Source organism: Citrobacter sp. MGH100, from assembly GCF_001034465.1.
Taxonomy (GTDB): Bacteria; Pseudomonadota; Gammaproteobacteria; order Enterobacterales; family Enterobacteriaceae; genus Citrobacter; species Citrobacter youngae.
Genome location: NZ_KQ089800.1, coordinates 1,778,271 through 1,798,376 on the forward strand (window position 1 = coordinate 1,778,271; position 20,106 = coordinate 1,798,376).

At 52.7% G+C, this 20,106-nt stretch carries 16 protein-coding genes; 3 read left to right on the forward strand and 13 right to left on the reverse strand.

What is annotated here, in order from left to right:
• The first annotated feature begins 6 nt into the window (after positions 1–6).
• Both ompF and aspC read left to right on the forward strand, forming a co-directional pair.
• Positions 7–1,083: a porin OmpF gene (gene ompF, locus SK32_RS08435; RefSeq protein ID WP_048212129.1), complete on the forward strand. Its 1,077-nt coding sequence runs from the start codon at positions 7–9 to the stop codon at positions 1,081–1,083.
• Positions 1,084–1,266: 183 nt separating this feature from the next.
• Positions 1,267–2,457, forward strand: coding sequence for an aspartate transaminase (gene aspC / locus SK32_RS08440; protein ID WP_048212130.1), 1,191 nt, complete (start codon positions 1,267–1,269; stop codon positions 2,455–2,457).
• A gap of 52 nt (positions 2,458–2,509) precedes the next feature.
• Here the strand turns inward: aspC and SK32_RS08445 are convergent, their stop codons facing one another.
• From SK32_RS08445 to cmoM, 7 genes are all read right to left on the reverse strand, one after another.
• Positions 2,510–3,157, reverse strand: coding sequence for an MBL fold metallo-hydrolase (locus tag SK32_RS08445; protein ID WP_048212131.1), 648 nt, complete (start codon positions 3,155–3,157; stop codon positions 2,510–2,512).
• Positions 3,158–3,185: 28 nt separating this feature from the next.
• Positions 3,186–3,734: a peptidoglycan L,D-endopeptidase MepK gene (locus SK32_RS08450; RefSeq protein WP_003831948.1), complete on the reverse strand. Its 549-nt coding sequence runs from the start codon at positions 3,732–3,734 to the stop codon at positions 3,186–3,188.
• A gap of 176 nt (positions 3,735–3,910) precedes the next feature.
• A complete protein-coding gene (gene ldtD / locus SK32_RS08455; protein WP_048212132.1) occupies positions 3,911–5,662 on the reverse strand; it encodes a L,D-transpeptidase in 1,752 nt (583 codons plus the stop codon).
• 261 nt (positions 5,663–5,923) lie between these two features.
• The gene (mukB, locus tag SK32_RS08460) at positions 5,924–10,384 is read right to left on the reverse strand and encodes a chromosome partition protein MukB (protein WP_048212133.1); all 4,461 of its coding nucleotides are present in this window, start codon (positions 10,382–10,384) and stop codon (positions 5,924–5,926) included.
• Positions 10,384–11,088, reverse strand: a complete 705-nt coding sequence (mukE, locus tag SK32_RS08465; RefSeq protein ID WP_016152457.1) for a chromosome partition protein MukE — start codon at positions 11,086–11,088, stop codon at positions 10,384–10,386. The genes mukB and mukE overlap by 1 nt, the downstream gene beginning before the upstream one ends.
• A complete protein-coding gene (gene mukF / locus SK32_RS08470; protein ID WP_048212134.1) occupies positions 11,069–12,391 on the reverse strand; it encodes a chromosome partition protein MukF in 1,323 nt (440 codons plus the stop codon). Before mukF ends, mukE begins: the two co-directional genes overlap by 20 nt.
• A gap of 3 nt (positions 12,392–12,394) precedes the next feature.
• Positions 12,395–13,174 carry a tRNA uridine 5-oxyacetic acid(34) methyltransferase CmoM gene (gene cmoM, locus SK32_RS08475; protein WP_137378647.1) on the reverse strand — a complete coding sequence of 260 codons (780 nt, stop codon included), beginning with the start codon at positions 13,172–13,174 and terminating at the stop codon, positions 12,395–12,397.
• Between the two features lie 135 nt (positions 13,175–13,309).
• On the opposite strand from cmoM, the gene elyC reads away from it, so the two are divergent.
• Positions 13,310–14,086 (forward strand): envelope biogenesis factor ElyC, encoded by a 777-nt coding sequence (elyC, locus tag SK32_RS08480; RefSeq protein WP_048212135.1) that lies wholly within the window; start codon positions 13,310–13,312, stop codon positions 14,084–14,086.
• Here elyC and SK32_RS08485 read toward each other — a convergent pair.
• From SK32_RS08485 to msbA, 6 genes are all read right to left on the reverse strand, one after another.
• Entirely contained in the window at positions 14,063–14,956 is an 894-nt protein-coding gene (locus SK32_RS08485; protein WP_005123553.1) for a YcbJ family phosphotransferase, read from the reverse strand. The genes elyC and SK32_RS08485 overlap by 24 nt on opposite strands.
• 163 nt (positions 14,957–15,119) lie before the next feature.
• Positions 15,120–15,866 (reverse strand): 3-deoxy-manno-octulosonate cytidylyltransferase, encoded by a 747-nt coding sequence (kdsB, locus tag SK32_RS08490; protein WP_048212136.1) that lies wholly within the window; start codon positions 15,864–15,866, stop codon positions 15,120–15,122.
• On the reverse strand, positions 15,863–16,045 hold the full coding sequence (gene ycaR, locus SK32_RS08495; RefSeq protein WP_003035793.1) for a protein YcaR: 183 nt from the start codon (positions 16,043–16,045) through the stop codon (positions 15,863–15,865). The genes kdsB and ycaR overlap by 4 nt, the downstream gene beginning before the upstream one ends.
• A 51-nt stretch (positions 16,046–16,096) precedes the next feature.
• A complete protein-coding gene (locus tag SK32_RS08500) occupies positions 16,097–17,329 on the reverse strand; it encodes a winged helix-turn-helix domain-containing protein (protein WP_048212137.1) in 1,233 nt (410 codons plus the stop codon).
• Between the two features lie 49 nt (positions 17,330–17,378).
• Entirely contained in the window at positions 17,379–18,356 is a 978-nt protein-coding gene (gene lpxK, locus SK32_RS08505; protein ID WP_048212138.1) for a tetraacyldisaccharide 4'-kinase, read from the reverse strand.
• On the reverse strand, positions 18,353–20,101 hold the full coding sequence (gene msbA / locus SK32_RS08510; RefSeq protein WP_048212139.1) for a lipid A ABC transporter ATP-binding protein/permease MsbA: 1,749 nt from the start codon (positions 20,099–20,101) through the stop codon (positions 18,353–18,355). Before msbA ends, lpxK begins: the two co-directional genes overlap by 4 nt.
• Between the last annotated feature and the right edge of the window lie 5 nt (positions 20,102–20,106).

The window sequence follows — 20,106 nt, forward strand, 5'->3', positions numbered from 1 at the left end:
TAAATAATGATGAAGCGCAATATTCTTGCAGTGGTTATCCCTGCTCTGCTGGTAGCCGGGGCAGCTAACGCTGCAGAAGTTTATAACAAAGATGGCAATAAAGTAGACATCTACGGTAAAGCTGTAGGTCTGCACTATTTTTCCAAGCACAACGGTGACAACGCCTACGCACCTAATGGCGATCAAACTTACGCCCGTCTTGGTTTCAAAGGGGAAACTCAGATTAACGACCAGCTGACCGGTTACGGCCAGTGGGAATACCAGTTCAGCGGCAATAACTCCGAAGGCGGTGACGACTCTCAGAATGGGAACAAAACCCGTCTGGCGTTTGCTGGTCTGAAATTCGGTGACGCAGGTTCCTTCGATTACGGTCGTAACTACGGCGTCGTATACGATGCACTGGGTTACACCGATATGCTGCCAGAATTCGGTGGCGATACTGCGGCTTCCGACCAGTTCTTCTCTCAGCGTAACGGTGGCCTCGCGACTTACCGTAACTCCAACTTCTTCGGTCTGGTTGAAGGCCTGAACTTCGCTGTTCAGTACCTGGGTAAAAACGAGCGTGATGACGTTCGTCGCTCTAATGGTGACGGCGTTGGCGGTTCTGTAAGCTACGAATTCGAAGGCTTCGGTATCGTCGGTGCATACGGCGCGGCTGACCGTACCGATGCCCAGCAAAACCCGCTTCTGCGCGGCCATGGCGACAAAGCTGAGCAGTGGGCTACCGGCGTGAAATACGATGCTAACAACATCTACCTGGCAGCGAACTACAGCGAAACCCGCAACGCAACCCGCATTTCTAACGGTTATGCGAACAAAACTGAAGACGTACTGTTAGTTGCTCAGTACCAGTTCGACTTCGGCCTGCGTCCGTCCCTCGCCTATACCAAATCTAAAGGTAAGGATATCGAAGGTATCGGTGACGTAGATCTGGTGAACTACTTCGAAGTGGGCGCGACTTACTACTTCAACAAAAACATGTCCACCTATGTTGATTACATCATCAACCAGATCGATTCTGACAACAAACTGGGCGTAGGCTCTGACGACACCGTTGCAGTGGGTATCGTTTACCAGTTCTAATAGCAGACCTCTTTGCTAAATGCCTAAAAAACAGGACTTCGGTCCTGTTTTTTTATATCCGCCAGCGGATTCTTGCGTCTTCAAAAAACACCCCTGCTTTTCGTCACTAACGGTTGGCATTTTGTAAATCTACCGTTAACCTGATAGCGGACTTCCCTTCTGTAACCACAATGGAACCTCGTCATGTTTGAGAACATTACCGCCGCTCCTGCCGACCCCATTTTGGGCCTGGCTGATTTGTTTCGTGCCGATGACCGCCCGGGGAAAATCAACCTCGGAATCGGTGTATATAAAGATGAGACAGGCAAAACGCCGGTACTGACCAGCGTTAAAAAAGCCGAGCAATATATCCTGGAAAATGAAACCACCAAAAACTATCTTGGCATTGACGGTATTCCAGAGTTTGGTCGCTGCACTCAGGAATTACTGTTTGGTAAAGAAAGTGCTCTGATTAATGAAAAACACGCGCGTACCGCACAGACCCCTGGTGGTACGGGTGCCCTGCGTGTGGCCGCTGATTTCCTGGCAAAAAACACCAGCGCAAAACGCGTGTGGGTCAGCAACCCAAGCTGGCCGAACCATAAGAGCGTATTTAATTCTGCTGGTCTGGAAGTGCGTGAATATAACTATTACGATGCTGCAAACCATTCACTGGACTTTGATGCGTTGCTGGCAAGCCTGGCTGAAGCACAAGCTGGCGACGTCGTATTATTCCACGGATGCTGCCACAATCCGACCGGTATCGATCCGACGCTGGAGCAGTGGCAAACGCTGGCTCAGCTGTCAGTCGAAAAAGGTTGGTTACCACTGTTCGACTTCGCCTACCAGGGCTTTGCGCGTGGTCTGGAAGAAGATGCAGAGGGTCTGCGTGCATTCGCCGCGCTGCATAAAGAGCTGATTGTCGCCAGCTCCTATTCCAAAAACTTTGGTCTGTACAATGAGCGCGTAGGTGCCTGTACACTGGTTGCAGCTGATGCTGAAACCGTTGACCGTGCCTTTAGCCAGATGAAATCGGTAATTCGTGCGAACTACTCCAACCCGCCAGCCCACGGTGCATCCGTAGTCGCCACAATTCTGAGCAACGATGCGCTGCGTGCCATCTGGGAACAGGAACTGACTGACATGCGCCAACGTATTCAGCGCATGCGTTTACTGTTTGTCAATACGCTGCAGGAGAAAGGTGCAAACCGCGACTTCAGCTTTATCATCAAACAGAACGGTATGTTCTCTTTCAGCGGCCTGACAAAAGAACAGGTTCTGCGTCTGCGTGAAGAGTTTGGTGTCTATGCCGTCGCTTCCGGACGTGTAAACGTCGCAGGAATGACGCCAGATAACATGGCACCGCTGTGCGAAGCGATTGTCGCAGTGCTGTAATTTATTGCGCATAAAAAGGCCGCAATCGCGGCCTTTTTATTTATCTGCGGTGTTACCAGACTGGCATTTCATCCTGCAGGAACGGGTTATGTAGCCGTTCGTTACCCAGCGTAGAAAGTGGGCCGTGACCCGGGATAAACGTCACGTCATCACCCAATGGTAAGAGTTTACGTTTAATCGAATCAATCAATTGGTTGTGATCCCCACGCGGGAAATCACTGCGCCCTACGCCACCTTTGAAAATCACGTCGCCTGAAATCAGTAACTTTGATTGTTCATCAAAGAAGACAACATGCCCTGGCGTGTGACCCGGGCAATGCAGCACCTGTAAGGTTACGTTGCCGACGCTAATCCGATCGCCTTCGTTTAGCCAGCGATCGGGCGTCAACGGCTCACAGTCACCCAGGCCAAAAATGCGGCTTTGCGCAGGCAGCCCCTGCAGCCAGAACTCATCTTCTTTTTCCGGCCCAATAACCGGTACACCGTAATGCTGTGCCAGTTCAGCCGCTGCCCCTACATGGTCAAGATGTCCATGGGTAAGCAGGATCTGCATGAGCGTCAAACCGCTGGCATCGACTTCCTGTTTGATTTTCTCGGCATCACCGCCGGGATCGACCAGTGCGGCCAGACGCGTCTGCTCACACCAGATTAGCGAGCAGTTCTGGGCGAATGCAGTGACCGGAATAATACGATAGTTCATACAGCTCCTGTTTCATTAAGCTTACGGATCACCAGTGCCGTGCAGGCCCGGTGTCGATATGCACAAAGTTACTGCTGGGGTAGTATCCTACACCACCTGCGCGCATAGATAACGCAGCTTTGCGAATATTGCTTAATGCGATACCTTCAATGTGGAAATCCATGGCCTGGCCTTTCGTGTGGTAGCTTTTCTTTGCCACACCACGACTACGTGCACGGAGTTCGTTATTAGTATCGATGGAACGATAGCCGGAGATCAGTTGTACGGGTTTACGCGTACCCAGCAATCCCTGCAGACGGAAGAGTTGATCAAACAATCCCGGGTCGATGGATTTCACTTTATTCGCCCGAAAGTCACGGAAAAAGTGATTAAGTTTTGCTAATTCGTCCTGAATATAGCCCCTGCCATCAAAAAACTCTGCTTTTATTGACTCACCGGTATGCAGGTTATTCAGAGTCAATATACGCGGACGTGGGGTGGAGAGTGTAGCAAACGCAGGCGTAGGCAGGATGGCAGCGCCGAGGGCAATGCCACCAAGCGCCAGCAGTTTGCGGCGATTAGCGTCAAATTTGTCCATGGTATTAAGGTCTACAGGTCAATGTTATCGTATGTATGCTCTAGCGCACGCGGGAAACCTTATCTGGCTAAGTAGTCCACGTCAAGGCTCCCAAACCCAGGAAATACGGGGCTTGCAGCCATCCTGCCCCGTTTTCGTCATAACTTACGACAATCATTTTCCTCGAACTGCTTCATTTATCTGATTAATTGCTCAGCTTTCGACATGATTTGTGCGCTGGATCGCGCTGTCTGATCGTAATTGTAAATATCTGTTCGATACTGCGTACGTCCATCGTTTCCCACAAAGGCAGTCAGATAGTACAGGTTGACCGGAATATTCTGGCGGATATTTACATACCGCGTATCCCCTTGCTTCAGGGCATCCGAGATGCGCGTATCATTCCAGCCAGCATCCTGCAGCAGCATATTCGCCAGTTCCGAGGCCTTATTCACGCGCACACAGCCAGAACTTAGCGCCCGAGTATCCTTCTGGAACAAATTATGGTTTGGCGTATCGTGCAGATAAATAGCGTCCGAACTCGGCATATTGAATTTATAGCGACCCAGCGAATTACGCGCGCCCGGTGCCTGCTGGAAGCGGAACGGCAGATTTGAGGCGGTGATTGTAGCCCAGTCAACCTGCCACGGATCTATCGTCTCTTTGCTGTTCCAGCCGCGCATTACAGTATACCCGTGACGCTCAAGGTACCCCGGATCGTTCCACAATTTAGGCAGAATATCTTTTCGGGCCAGCGTCGGCGGCACGTTCCACGGTGGATTTACAACCACATTATTCAACGCGCTGCTCATCATCGGCGTTTTACGATCGGGACGTCCGACAATAACACGGGAAGCCAGCACCTGATTTCCGTTCTGATAATAAACCAGCGAGTAGGCTGGGATGTTTACCATGATGCCGGTAGACAGATCGCTCGGCAGCAGGCGCAAACGCTGAATATTTAACGCCAGTACGCCCGCGCGTTGAGCAGGCGTCACGTTCAGCCAGTCACGCGTCGCAGGGCCAATCGTGCCATCGGCCCCCAGCCCCTGCCATGTCTGAAAACGTTTCACCGCGTCAACAAGTTCGCGATCGTAGGCGCTACGCCCTTCTTTGGCAGAAGTGCTGACACCGGCGTTCAGCATTCCGGTACGACGCAGAATTTCGCGCAGCGCCGGGATATCATTACTCCATTCACCGGGACGTAACGTCGTGGTGCTGGTTAACCGTGGCCAGGGTCGCGAATCCCCCACCAGCTTCAGCAACGACTCATGCATCGCAGCATACTGTGGATGCTGAGGTGTAAGGCTGGTGATAAATGAAGTTAGCTGACCGTTGTCCAGCGCTACCTGCCATTGGTTAACAACGGAGAGCGGTGGCGTTGCCAGTGCATAAGGCTTATCGCTGTAGAGCCAGCGGCTACCTTTGACGGGGATATTGGCAATAAAGTGCAGATAGCCCATCATCGCATCAGAAAGCACAGTATCACGTGCCAGGCCTGTGACTGCCGGGTCAGTCAGTAACGCAACCCAGGCGTTAAACTGCGGCTGAAACCCGGCAATCGCCACCTCGGCTAACTGTTGTTGAAAGGCTTTTACCGCATCACGATTTTCCCACATCGGTTTCATTTCGCGTGCGGCATACAGTAATTCCAGCTGGCTCATATAAACCGGCGTATAGCCTGCTGGTAGCTGAGATTGCAATTCAGCGCGGGCTTTGTCCACAGATGTGCCATTGGGCAGAGACTGAATTCCCGCCATCACACCTGTCGCGTAAGATTGTACCTGCGGTTGCGATAACGCTGTAGGCTGTTCGCTGACGGCCGCAGAGCTGTCGCCAGGAATCATTTCAGGCTCATCAGCCTGCGCGTTGAACAGTGGAGCGAATGTTACGGCCAGGCACAAACTGATTGCCGACAGCCGACGACCACACATTTTATTAAGCAACATCCCTTGCCCCCTGTTTTCTTTATCATACTTTGAGTAGCCAGACCGCCTGTATTCCCCATTACTCTCAAGGGAGCGGGCCTGTAAAACGCCAATACATTCTGAAGTATGACGAGCAAGCCCGGTGACGCGTTAGGCTTACCTTCAGTATATAAACATCAAATCATTTTTGCCTAACCTAATGTAAAGAAGTCTAAAGAAATTACACCAGGTATCATGTGCATATCGGAAAAGAAAAAGGCGGCTTTAGCGCCGCCTTTTTACTTAGCTTGCCTGCGAAGAGGCATCTTCTATCCCAGGTAAGGGCTCAGGTAACTGAGGGGCAAAACCACGCAGACCCACCACATGAACGTGTTCGGTGTTCTGGAAGACTTTACGCACCAGTTTGTAGGTTGTGCCTTTCTCCGGGCTGATATTTTCCGGCGCAGCAATAATCAGTTGCATCTGCAAACGCTCGCACAGTTCAAACAGGGTTGCGATGGAGCGGGCATCAAGTCGTGCGGCTTCATCAAGGAACAACAGGCGGCATGGCGAGATATCTTTCCCACGCAGTCTACGCCCTTCATCTTCCCAGCTTTGAACAACCATCACGAGGATTGACATCCCGGTACCGATCGCTTCCCCTGTGGACAGGGCGCCCGATTCGGCACGCAGCCAACCGTCAGAACCACGGTTAACCTCAACTTCCATTTCCAGGTAGTTGCGGTAGTCGAGCAGTTCTTCACCAATGGTTTGCGGCGTACGCTGTCCCATGTCAATCTGCGGATTCAGACGCTGATACAGCTTCGCCAGCGCTTCAGAGAAGGTCAGACGATTGCTGTTAAACAGATCCTGGTGCTGCTCATGCTGCTCGGAGAGTACGTCCAGCAAGGTGGCATGCGTCTCGCGTACGTTGACGTTCAGACGAACGCTGTTTACCTGGCCAAACGACACGCTTTGCAGACCCTGGTTCAACATACGAATACGGTTCTGTTCGCGCTGAATCGTCTTACGGATAATATTCGCCACGCTGCGAGAGCTGATCGCCAGCTTCTGTTCACGGGAGGTTAACTCTTCCGTCAGACGGCTCAATTCAATCTCCATCTGCTCGATGGCTTCAACCGGATCGTCGGTACGGATAATATCCTGGCGAATACGTTCACGCAGATGCTGGTAAACCGCAACAAAGAACTGAATTTTACGTTCTGGACGTTTTGGATCTTCAGACATGCGCAGCACATCGCGCAGATGTTCGTTATCCGCAACCGCCAGACGTAGCGCACCGAGCGCCTTATCCGACATCGAACGCAGTTCGTCACCGGAAAGATAGGCCAACTCGCGACGGTGCAGACGACGTTCCACACCGTTATCTTTCACCATCCGCATCACCGCACACCAGCCGGCTTTGGCGGTGACTACCTGCTCACGCATTTCATGGTAATCGCGCTCAAGCTTGCGCAGCTTGCGGGTCAGGTTTTCCATCTCCGCTTCGCAGAAGGTTAGCGCTTTTTCCAGTTGGTTGCGACGAGCGCGGTTATTACTGAGCTGCGCATGCAGTTCATCACGACGAATACGCGCACGCTCTTCGGCACCGCTGTCCGCACGAACGCCAATATCCTGCAGTTCACGTTGTAAATCGTTAAGCAGCTCTTTTTTGGTGTCATAAGAGCTTTTTAGCGATGCCATGACCTGGTTGTACTGGCTTAACTGTGCAGCATGACTGCGCAGCGCTTCACGAGCGCGGGTACGTTCGGCTTCCGCCTGTTCCAGGCGTTCACGTAATTTTTCGTTCAGATCGCTATTACCGCTCAGCATTTCGGCTGAGTCGGAATAACTAAAGTGCGCCCGACGCTGTACGACTTCAGTCAGCGCAAAAGCCTGCTGACGTGCGTCGCGCTGCATCTGCTGGGAATACGTATAGTCTTCCTTCAGCTGTTCAAACTGCTCAGGGTCATTTTGCAGAACTGAAACGATAGGTTCCAGTTTCGCCAACTGATTGCCATGTTGCTGTACAAAACGCGCGGCTTCCTGAGCTTCATCCAGACGTTCGCGAATTTCGTCCACGCGATCGGCCAGCGTGTCATCTGCCAGCAGATTCAAGCGCGGCAGCAGGCGGTTCAGCGCGGAGACGCCCTCTTTCGCCTGCTCAAACTGCATACGGCTTTGCTGATTATCATTTTCATGATTGGTCAGCGCACGTTCGAGTTCAACGCGACGGCTGTTCAGTTGGCGAATTTCCGCTTCCGGATCGGCTTCAAATGCCACCGACAGATGGCTGCCAATAAAGCGGCTAAACGCCTGGTGCAGACGTTGGGTTTTCTGGACGTCAAAGGAGAGCGTTGCAAAACGTTCAGACAGCCCTTCACGCTCGGCATGCAGGGTTTCGATACGGCTTTCGCGCGCAGCACGACCAAAAATCGGCACCGTCGGGAAGCGGGAATAACGCCACTGACGCTCGGCGGTTTTCACCACCACCGCTTTTTCAAGTTCATCGACGCTGAAAACGCTGTCATCAAACGACTGCGGATCCCCTTCGATGAAATAGAGGTCTTCCGGGCAATCCGTCAGCCCATCAAGTTGCTCAGTAATCAGTGACAGATCCGGCACCACGATGGCATGGCGCGAAGGACCGTACAGCGCAGAGAAGTACGGCGCATCTTCAAGGCTAACATCGTCATAGATTTCAGACAGCAGCACGCCGCCGAAGCGTTCCGCCAGCGCATTGAGGCGCTGATCTTCCGCCCCGCCCGGCTGACTTAAACGTTCAATCTCTTCATCAACCGCATTTTTGCGCGCGCCGACTTCATCACGCTCAACAATGGCTTCACGCTCGCGCTCCAGCAATTGTTGCAGATACTCAGTCACATCCTGGCTGGAGGTAAATTCTTCACCACACTGTTCGCTAAGCTGGTTCAGGCTATTTTGCGCGGCCAGCCAGACAGGCGCGCGTTTCATCAGATGCTGGATACGCGATTGCAGCTGCTCCTGCTCCTGACGCAGCGTCATACGCTGTTCGCTGGCAGACGAGACGCTGTCCGACAAGGCGGCGATACGCGCTTCCAGTTCCTGGTGCAGCGCTTCCAGCTCATCGATATCGAACTGTTTACCCTGACGCTTGCAGAATTCAGCCAGCAGACGCTCGGCTTCCTGCTGTTCGCGCAGACGCTGTTCCAGCTCGCTCAAACGCATGCGCAATGGCTGAACCTGTTCCGCCAGGTGGCGCTGTTCAACGCCTTCGCGCAGCAGCTCACGCGCCACGCTCCAGGCTTCACCACGCGCCAGCGGGCCGTTGATAGCCGCCACCAGTTGGTAAGCCTGTTCGAACTGGCTGTGCGCAGTTTGCGCCACGCTCATTTTTTGTTCCAGCGTCAGCAACTTCTCGGTCGCTTCCTGCTCTTTGGCCTGGAAGGTTTCCAGCCATTCAGCGGCGCTATCGGCGGTCAGATCCGGTAAGTGGCAAAGCTCTTTGGCTCGGCTCAGTGCCTGAATCGCCTGAGTGTACTGGATGGCGCGCGTTTGCTGGACGTCCAGCGCCTGCTGGTAATCGGCAAGCTGGCTTTTCAGCTCATCCACTTCCAGCTCGGCGGCTTCCGCACGGGCTTCATTCTCATCCTGACGATCGACAGCTTCTGCCACGACTTCATTTTGTTCTTCGAGACGGATCTGCAACTCTTCGAGATCCGCTTCGTAGCGTTCAATTTTTTCCTGCTGACGCAGTGCGGTTTGCACCAGATTCAGATGATCGCTCGCAGCCTGATAATCCGCTTCCAGATCGCCTTCCGCGCCGTTATGCTCGCCCAGTTCACGCGCCATATCCACATGCTTATACTGCTCTGCAGCCAGCTGCTGGCGCGAGGTATACAGTTCACGACGATATTCCAGCGCTTTGTCGAGGTGAATACGACGTTCATTAGCGTGGCGCATATAATCTGCCGCCACATAGTTAGTCGCTTCGCTGATCAAATGCTTAAACAGGTCACGATCTGACTGGGTGACGCGAATCGCTTCCAGCGTCATGCGGTTTTCACGCAGCGCCGCTTCCATATCCTGGAACGCTTTACGCACGCCGCTGTTTTCTGGCAGCAGGTAATCGCGCAGTGAGCGAGTAATGGCGCTGGAGATACCGCCGTACAGTGAGGCTTCAATCAGGCGATAGAATTTACTACGGTCGGAGGCAGAGCGCAGACGACGGGCAATGATGCCCAAATCGAACATCAACGAGTGATAATCGGTTATCGAGTTGAACTGCTTAAACTGCACGCCTTCCATCTCATCAAGCTTCTCTTTTAGCTCAGCAAGAGACAGCACGCGAGCCTGCCGTTCGTCCAACGTTTCCGTGACCAGTTGGGTTGGCTGCACCGACATCGGTAACCCCTGAATCGCAAATGGCTTGATGTCCACTTTACGATCGCGCCCGGCAACCTGCTGCAGACGCACGCCAACGACCACACGCTGATGGCGCGAGTTGAGCACGTCAAGCATCGAGTAACAGACACCTGCTTTCAGCTTTCCGTGCAGACCTTTATCGCGTGAGCCGCTGGTTGCACCGGCTTCGGTGGTATTACGAAAATGCAGCAAGGTTAAGTCCGGGATAAGCGCTGTAACGAATGCCGCCATGGTGGTGGATTTACCCGCCCCGTTCCCGCCCGACAGCGTGGTAACCAGCTCATCAAGGTCAAACGTACGGGCAAAAAAACCATTCCAGTTAATCAGCGTAAGTGAGCGAAATTTACCGCGTTCAATCATTATTCTTCTTCTCCACTGTCCGGCTGATTCTCTTCGGGCTCATCGTTGAGCTGCAGGCGGTTCTCGACCGGCATCGCTTCGCCATCACGAATTAAGCGACGCTGCGCTTCGCGCGGATCGTCACCGCTGCGCACGTCCGCGCCAAAGCGGAAGACTGATTCCGTAATACGGAATTTGCTGCTGTCGTGACCCATAAACCACACCATGCCTAAACGACGCAGGCGGTTAAGTGAAGAACGCACTTTTTCCTGGAGTTTCTGGCGATCAACGTCCGAACCGGTCGAACGGTTGTTCACCAGCTTCAGCAGTTTGGCTTCATCCGCCAGCGTTAGCAGCTCGTCGTACAGCTCTTGCTGAGTAAAAATCCCTTCGTTCGCCAGACGTTCCGGGCTGAGATAGAGATAGCAAAGAATTTTACCGACCATCATGTCCAGTTCAGACAGGACCGAACGGGGAATGAGCGTCGTTGAACGCGGACGAAGGTAGAAGAACCCTTCCGGCGCACGGATCAATTCCACGTTATAGCGGCTGTAAAACTCTTCAAAATATTCCTGAAAATCCATCAGGAAGGCATGATTATCCAGTTCATCCAGGCCGATATGACGACCCGAACGTAACGCGCTATCCAGCGCCGGAAATAACGGATTCGCCAGCGCCTGCGCCAGCTTGACCGGCATCACTTGTTCAATATTTGTCAATGACATGCGCCTGTACCTTGGCTCCGTAATCATTAATCGGCTGCCATTTGGCTGGCAGTCCGGTGAAGTCTGCTTGCGCTACGCCAAGACGTACCGCCTGATCGATAACAATACGCGCAACGTCGAAGTGACGCGCACGTGGATATTGCGCCAGATACTCGCGCACGACCAATCCGAGATCCAGTGGCGTTTGTCTGGATTTATAGATAGCCAACTGCTCTTCGATAATTGCCGCCAGCTGTTCGCGGATCTCGTTAAATTCTTCATATTCCAGATCGGCCGGGAGCTCACCGGTGACCTCTTCATCACGCAGCACCATCTCTTCGTCACGCATATCCAGCAGACGATCGGCATTGGCATAGGTCAACGCCCACGGATCGTCAAAATAGCTCTGGACAGACTGACGTAAACGCTGGGCAAAGACGCGATTTTTGTCCATATCAATAGCGGTACGGATAAACTTGTGCACGTGACGATCGTAGCCGATCCACAAATCGATGGATTGCTGACCCCAGCTGATAATACGGTCGAGCTTGCTTTGCAGGTCGAACACCAGCCGGTCGACGAAATGCAAATCGTCATGAGCCATCGTCGCGTCCTGAATGCGTAACAAGTTCGCCTGGAGCTTATCGCCTGCGGCTTCCAGCGTATCCTGCAGTTCACGCAGCGTACCAGACGTTTCAGACAGCAGCATTTCACAGCTGGAAATTGCCGCCCGCCAGTCTTTGTTTAGCAACTGTGCGATGTCGTCTTTTACCTGCTGCTGCTGTTCATCCATGATGCGCTGGGTCAGATCGATACTGTCGAAAATTTCCGCTACCGAATACTTCAATGGTGCATAGACGTTGCGGTGCCAGTGGAATTCATCACCACCTTCTGCGGCGGCATCTGCCGCGCGCTTCAGCTCACCAGCAACAATCGACAACTGCATCGACAAACGCAATGTAGAGAATTCGCGCTGACGAATATAGTAATCCGTGATGCCAATCCCCAGCGGCGTTAAACGATAAATAGCGTTACCTTCCGCCTGCTCGCTGGTAAAGCGGTTCAGCAGACGTTGACGTACCATGTCGTTAATCGCGTTATTGGCGCGAACACCGATGGTTTCGCTGGTTTGCTCAAACGCATCACTCACATGGCGGAACGCATCCACCAGCTCGCCTTCGCTCATCTCACCGTCAAGTCGCTCACCGTTCAGCGTGGCTACCGCCAGCAGGAACGAAAGTCTGTCTACCGGCAGAGAGATGGAGAAGTCATTTTTTCTGGCCCAGGCAACCAGTTCGGGGACTGTCTGGGAAAATTCACTCATAGGTTATCCTTGCATCTGCGGTTTGCGCGCGGTGACATGAATATAGCGGCCAAGGCTGATATACGGTTCCTGGCGGCAATAGCGCGTTTCTAACTCAAGTAACATTTCATAACCGTCACGCTGTTGATGCTTATCTCGCAGATAATCATGAAACACGCGCACGCCTGTCTTACCGGTTATCTGCCAACCGATCTCTTCCAGCCACTGGTAAACCTGTCCTGGTTCACGCGGATAGTCTGGTGAAAGCGTACGTTTTTTACGTTTTGGCATCCCAACCTGCACATAGTCGAAATTCCCTGCGACCATGTTGTGCATCAGCAGACCGTTAGCATTGTAGAACATTAACGATAACGCGCCGCCGGGACGTAATACCGACCACAGGGTTTGCAGCACGCAAACCGGTTCGGCCACCCATTCCAGCACAGCATGAAACAATATCAGATCAACCGGGCTTTCCAAATGCGCAGCAACATCCTGAGCGGCGCATTGTATGAAATGCATGTTTCCGCTCACACCTTTTGCCTCTGCTGCCTGTTGCGCACGGGAGATCATCTCACCGGACAGGTCACATAATGTCACGAAGTGACCGCGCTCCGCCATTTTGATGGCCGTTTGCCCTTCGCCCCCACCCGCATCCAGAATATGTAATTTCTGTTCACCGAGCGTGGGCAGTAAGCGATCCAAATCCTGCCAGAGAATAGCCTGTCTTAATTGACCTTTGGTGGTGCCGTAAATGTTACGGGAAAACTTCTCTGCAATGTCATCAAAATTGCGATCCCGCATCGGGCTCTCCACAGGCTGGCTTTAGGGTGACTAAGTAAAACCGCTATTTTGTCACACCCACGCCGAGAATGAACCTTCCTGGTGTAATATCGCTGCAGATCCCCTGCTATATGGTTAAAAAAGGAACCAAAAAGGATGCTTTTTACGCTGAAGAAAGTGATTGGCGGTATGATGCTGCCGCTTCCGTTGATGCTGCTTGTGATGGGCATCGGCCTGGGGTTAATCTGGTTTAGCCGCTTTCAGAAAACGGGGAAAGTGTGTATCAGCCTGAGTTGGCTCGCACTTTTACTGCTTAGCCTGCAACCTGTCGCCGATCGTCTGCTGAAACCGCTTGAGGATAGTTATCCAACCTGGCAGGGTACGCAAAAAGTGGAGTACATTGTGGTGTTGGGTGGCGGATATACGTGGAATCCGCAGTGGGCGCCAAGTTCAAACCTGATCAACAACAGCCTTCCACGTCTGAATGAAGGTATTCGCCTATGGCGCGCAAACCCGGGCTCGAAGCTTATCTTTACCGGCGCTGCCGCAAAAACCAATAATGTCAGCACGGCTGAAGCTGGCGCTCGCGTGGCGCAGTCGCTGGGCGTGCCCCGCAGCGAGATCATTACGCTGGACAAACCTAAAGATACCGAAGAAGAAGCGATAGCAGTAAAACAGGCCATTGGCGATACGCCGTTCCTGCTGGTGACATCCGCATCGCACTTACCGCGTGCGATGATTTTCTTCCAGCAGGCCGGACTGCATCCGTTGCCTGCACCCGCTAATCAACTGGCCATCGATTCACCACTCAATCCGTGGGAGCGAGCAATTCCTTCGCCTGTCTGGCTGATGCATAGCGATCGTGTTGGTTACGAAACGTTGGGGCGCATCTGGCAGTGGCTAAAAGGTTCAGGCGAGCCACGGCAGCAGTGATTTCGTTGCCAGGTCAAAGTTGGAACGATTAAAACGTCCGGTATTGACCAGTTGCGCAACCTCATCCCATAACACATACAGCCAGCGCCGCCAGATGAACGACTCCGCCACTGGCGCGCGCTGCAGGTATTGCCATAGCAGGCTTTCCGCCAGCGCATTATCCATTAAGCGGAACAGTTCATATTCCCTGGGCGCCCACAGCATCAACCCCGGCCCCACCATTGCCAGAAGCTGATCGCTACGGGCGTCTTTAAGCATGCTGCGTAAGCTGAAATTACCGTGGATCAGCACGCAGTTATCATTGAATCCTTCAAATAAAGCGGGCAAACACTCACGGGTACGAAACAGGATCCGTTTGTCCTGCATCGTCAGCCCGGTATTGTTGAACTGACTTAACGTAGTCCACAGCACCTCAACTCGCTGACGATACCAGGATGGCCAGATATTCTCTTGCGTGTTATCCACCATTCCCACACAGCCGCGGCTATCCTGTCGATGCCATGAAAGCAGACCTTCTACAATCTGATCCTTTAAATGTTCCCAGCGTTCGGGCGTTCTGGCTGGCGCTTCTACCGGCACACCGCGTAAACGCTCAAGCAACAGGACATCAGGGCCGGGATGCTCTTCGTGCGTTAAGACCCCATAAATGACTGGCATACGCACAGTCCCGCTACGTGCCAGCATGGTGGTTTTCCATGCTAACTGCTGCGCCATCCCCGGTGTGGTGAAACTTCTCGCCATCAGTGGCATCGGATTTCCCTGGCTGTCATACAGTGACCACAGGGCCGTATCCACTTTTTCATTTACGCATTCAATACGACTGAGTTTTTCACCCAGCAGATGGCTGAGTTCGGCACGCAACTGTTCCATTTCAGATTGCCCTCATTAATGCTACTGCTTTCATAATGAGCGTCGTGCAGACAGATGTCACCCGGATGAGATCAATTGATGAAAAGAAAAGTGGAGGGAAAGCGTAACGATACGACACTCCTCCCAAAAAATCGCATCACCGGGGGGAGTGTCATGAGAAAAACTAACGCATTTCAGCGCGAACGCGCTCAAGGTCTTCGGCAGTGTCTACGCCGGTTCCTGGGACTTCTTTTGCGACGGCAACGTGAATTTTCTCGCCGTACCACAGCACACGCAGTTGCTCCAGCATTTCAATATGCTCAAGCGGACTCGGCTGCCAGTTTACATAACGGCGAATAAATCCGGCGCGATAACCGTAAATGCCCAGGTGACGCAGGAAGGTATCGCCCACCGTTTCGAGGCTTTTGGAAAAACGGTCGCGATCCCATGGGATCGTCGCACGGGAAAAATAGAGAGCATAACCTTCGGCATCCAGCACAACTTTTACCGCATTCGGATTAAACGCCTCTTCCGCGCTGTGAATCGGGGCTGCAAGTGTCGCCATACCAACCTGGCGCTGCGCCAGATTCTCAGCGACCTGGCGAATAATGACCGCCGGGATCATCGGCTCATCACCCTGGACGTTCACAATAACGGTATCATCGCTAAAGCCACATTTCTCGACAACTTCCGCCAGTCGCTCCGTGCCAGACTGGTGATCGGCACGGGTCATGCACACTTCGCCACCCACCGCTTCTACCGCACGAGCGACATCTTCATGATCGGTGGCAACAATAATACGCTCAGCGCCAGATTCACGCGCACGTTCCAGGACATGCACAATCATGGGCTTGCCGTTGATATCCAGCAGCGGCTTACCCGGCAAACGTGTGGACGCATAACGCGCAGGAATAATGACCACAAAACTCATGATTTACTCTCATCAGCAGTCAGAACACGGGCTTCGGTTTCCAGCAAAACTGGAATGCCGTCGCGCAGTGGGAAAGCAAGGTTATCCAGTTTACAAATCAGTTCCTGTTTTTCCTGGTTAAACCAGAGTTTGCCATTGCATACCGGGCAGGCAATGATTTCAAGCAGACGATGATCCATAGTTCCTCCAGATGGACCGGATTGTGAATCCGTAAATATTAACATAATCAATTAAGAGGCTGGGTCTATTTCCCAACCGTGCCGAGATTCAGCAAATAAACCGTCCGGGCAATTCCCCAATGTCACTCGCGTCGCCTGCTGCCAGCGGGCAAAATCATCAATCGCCTGAAACAATCCTTTTTGCAGAGTAACCCCTGGTTTGATGCCATCCTGCAACCACAGCGAAATAACCTCCAGCACGCCGGTTTTACGGTGCATTTTGGCGTCCATGCGCCCAACTAACTGCCCGCGATGCAGCAGCGGCAAGACGAAATAACCATACTGACGTTTCGGCGCTGGCGTATAGCATTCCAGTCGGTAGCTAAAATCAAACAGCTGTTCTGCCCGTTTACGATCCCAGACCACCGGATCAAACGGGGATAAAACAGCGTTGTGGGTGGCAGTCAACTTTCCCGCCAGAGCAAGTTCCAGTTGCGGCTGAAGGTGGCTGTGCAACCACAAGGTGCCCAGCCCTTCTACATCAACAGGAATTATATGTCGCTGTTCCCTTCGCATATCGCACCAGTTTTTTAACGCCGGACGCTTCAGGCGATAGTAGTCCGCCAACCACTGCTCACGGAAAATACCCAAACTACGGGCGCTATTATCCAGCATCACAATTTCGGCTTCATCCTGCGACAGCCGGTCACGCTCGTCATTCCAATTAGGCATGACGCGATGCGTTAAATCATACACTCGCTGAAAATTACGCCGCTCCACCACCATCACTTTCCCGGATGTAAAAAGCCCTTCCAGATGCCGCTTTTGTGGTTTCCATTCCCACCAGCCGCTGGCGCCCTTACGCGGATGCTCGAAATCGGCTGAACGTACCGGCCCGTTATGCTGGATATGCTGTAACAGTTGCTCAATTTCATGAGCATGCTCTTTCATCCACGCCGCTTTGTATTTCCAGCCCATTTTTTCCGGAGCCAACATACGATGGCGTATCAGCGTAAAGTCGCTGCGCGGTAAAAAACAGGCTTCATGGGCCCAATACTCCATCAATTCGCCCTGCAGTAAGGACTCATCCAGCCATTGGGGGGAATAGTCACCCAAACGACTAAACAGCACCAGATAGGGACTGCGCGCCACAATATTGATGGTATCGATTTGCAGTAACGACATGCGCGAAATGGTGGGAAGAATATCTGCAGGCGTTGCCCGGCGGCGTGTTTTTTTCAGTAGCCCTTGGGCAGCAAGGTGAAGATGACGGGCATCCGTCAGAGTAAGACGCGGCAACGACATTTATGACCTCATAAATGATTCGCTGCCGCAGCGTGAATCAGTCAGCGAGTCAGCGAGTCAGCGAGATTAAGCTATCCAGCAACGCATCAGGCCGTTCGCCTGACAGATGTGCGTCAACGGGTAAATACCACCAGTTTTCATCGGCAAACGCACGACATTTCACGGCATCTTTTTCCGTCATCACCAGCGTTTGTCCTTCTGCTAACAACGCACTGACGTCACTGTAGGTCAGAGACTGATGGTCTGCCAGGGCGATACATTTCTGCGCTCTGGCTCCACACGCTTCCAGTGTGGCGAAAAAACGCGGAGGATGGCCGATGCCCGCCATAGCGACAATATTGGGCAGGAGCGCCACATCGCGGCGTTCGCCCGAGCGTAAATTAACCGCCAGTCCAGGTTCGAGTCGCATCGGGATTTCTCCTTGCTGCGCAATACCACCGTTCACAATAGTCGCATCTACCGATTTAAGGCGACCAGCGCGTTCCCGCATTGGGCCTGCAGGAAGCCACCAGCCGTTACCAAACCGACGCACACCGTCAATCACCACGATTTCCACATCACGAGCCAGACGATAGTGCTGTAACCCATCGTCTGTCACAATAATCTGCACGTCATGGTGAGCAAGGATCGCTTTTACCGCATCCGATCTTACCGGAGATACCGCTACGGGTACGCCGGTACGTTGAAAGATAAGCACAGGCTCATCACCCGCTTCTGCGGTAGTGGTGTCTGCCGTTAGCAATAGCGGATAAGTCACTGCTTTCCCGCCATAACCACGAGACACTACGCCCACACGAATACCGCGTTGCTGCAGCTGCTCAACCAGCCAAATCACTACCGGCGTTTTACCATTGCCGCCCGCGGTAAGATTGCCAACCACCACCACCGGTACTGGCGCACGCCATGCACGTTTAAGCCCAAGCTTGTAGCATAGGCGGATCCCGCCACTCACCAGGCCATACAGCCAGGAGAGTGGAAGTAACAGTCGCCATAGTGGCGACTCACCCGACCAGATTCGCGCGATCATTGACCAAATTGCATCTTATGTAATTGTGCATAAACCCCACGCTGCTCAAGCAGTTCGCTATGGGTTCCGCGTTCGACAATCAGACCATCCTCCACCACGATGATCTCGTCTGCCTGTTCAATGGTAGAAAGGCGGTGAGCAATAACCAGAGAGGTACGGTTTTTCTGTAGCTCATCCAGCGCAGACTGAATCGCGCGTTCGGATTCGGTATCCAGCGCCGACGTAGCTTCATCGAGGATCAGGATCGGACTGTCGCGCAGCAAGGCGCGAGCGATGGCGATACGCTGGCGCTGACCACCTGAAAGCAGCACGCCGTTTTCGCCAATCACCGTATCCAGACCATCATCCATCTTGTTGATGAAATCCATGGCGTAGGCCATCTGTGCCGCTTTTTCGATCTGCTCGCGGCTGTACATATCGGTACGCGCGTAGGCGATGTTGTTGGCAACCGTATCATTGAACAGGTGAACGTTCTGCGATACCAGCGCCACCTGATCGCGCAGCGATGACAGGGTGTATTCACGCAGGTCGTGCCCATCCATCAGAATCTGCCCTTCATCAATATCGTAGAAGCGCGTGATCAGGCTGGCGATAGTGGATTTACCAGAACCCGAACGACCAACCAGGGCAACGGTTTTGCCCGCCGGAATATTCAGGTTGATGTTACGTAGCGCAGGAATGTCACGGCCCGGGTAGGTAAAGGTCACATTACGGAACTCCAGATCGCCAGAAGCGCGCTCAATGACGCGTTTACCTTCATCTTTCTCTTGTTCGCTATCCAGTATCGTAAATAAGGTCTGGCATGCCGCCATACCGCGCTGGAACTGCGCATTGACGTTAGTCAGTGACTTCAGTGGACGCATCAGGGCGATCATTGAAGAGAAGACAACGGTGATTGTCCCTGCCGTCAGGTTTTCCATCACGCTTGGGAAACTGGCCGCATATAACACGAAGGCCAGAGCCAGAGAAGCGATCAACTGGATGATAGGATCGGAGATAGAAGAGGCAGAAACCATCTTCATACCCTGCAGACGCATCTTGTTGCTGACTTTGTCAAAACGCTTGGTTTCAACTTCCTGACCACCAAAAATCAAAACTTCTTTGTGGCCTTTCAGCATCTGCTCCGCACTGGTCGTAACCTGCCCCATGGTGTTTTGCATGTTTTTACTGATGCTACGAAAGCGCTTGGAAACCACTCGGATTGCCACTGACACAATTGGCGCCAGCACAATCAGGATCAATGACAGCTGCCAACTGTAATAGAACATCATGATAAACAGGCCAATAATCGAGGCACCTTCACGTACTACGGTGATTAGCGCACCAGAAGATGATGACGCTACCTGCTCTGAATCATAGGTAATACGAGACAGCAGCGTACCGGTAGACTGTTTATCAAAAAAGGCGACAGGCATGCCCATCATATGACCAAACAGGCGGCGGCGCATGGTCATGACCACTTTGCCTGACACCCATGAAATACAGTAGCTGGAGACGTAGCTCGTAATACCGCGAACTATCATTAGCCCAATGACCACCAGAGGCATCCACAGCAGCACAGAGCGATCAGTTTTACCAAAACCATCATCCAGTAATGGCTTGAGGAGCGATAACATGAAGGTATCGCTGGCCGCGTTAAGGACTAACGCTATACCCGCCACGATCAGACCCGATTTAAAAGGCGCTATGGTTGGCCATAGTCGGCGAAACGTCTGCCACGTAGAGAGATCTTTATCGTTATGCATTCAAA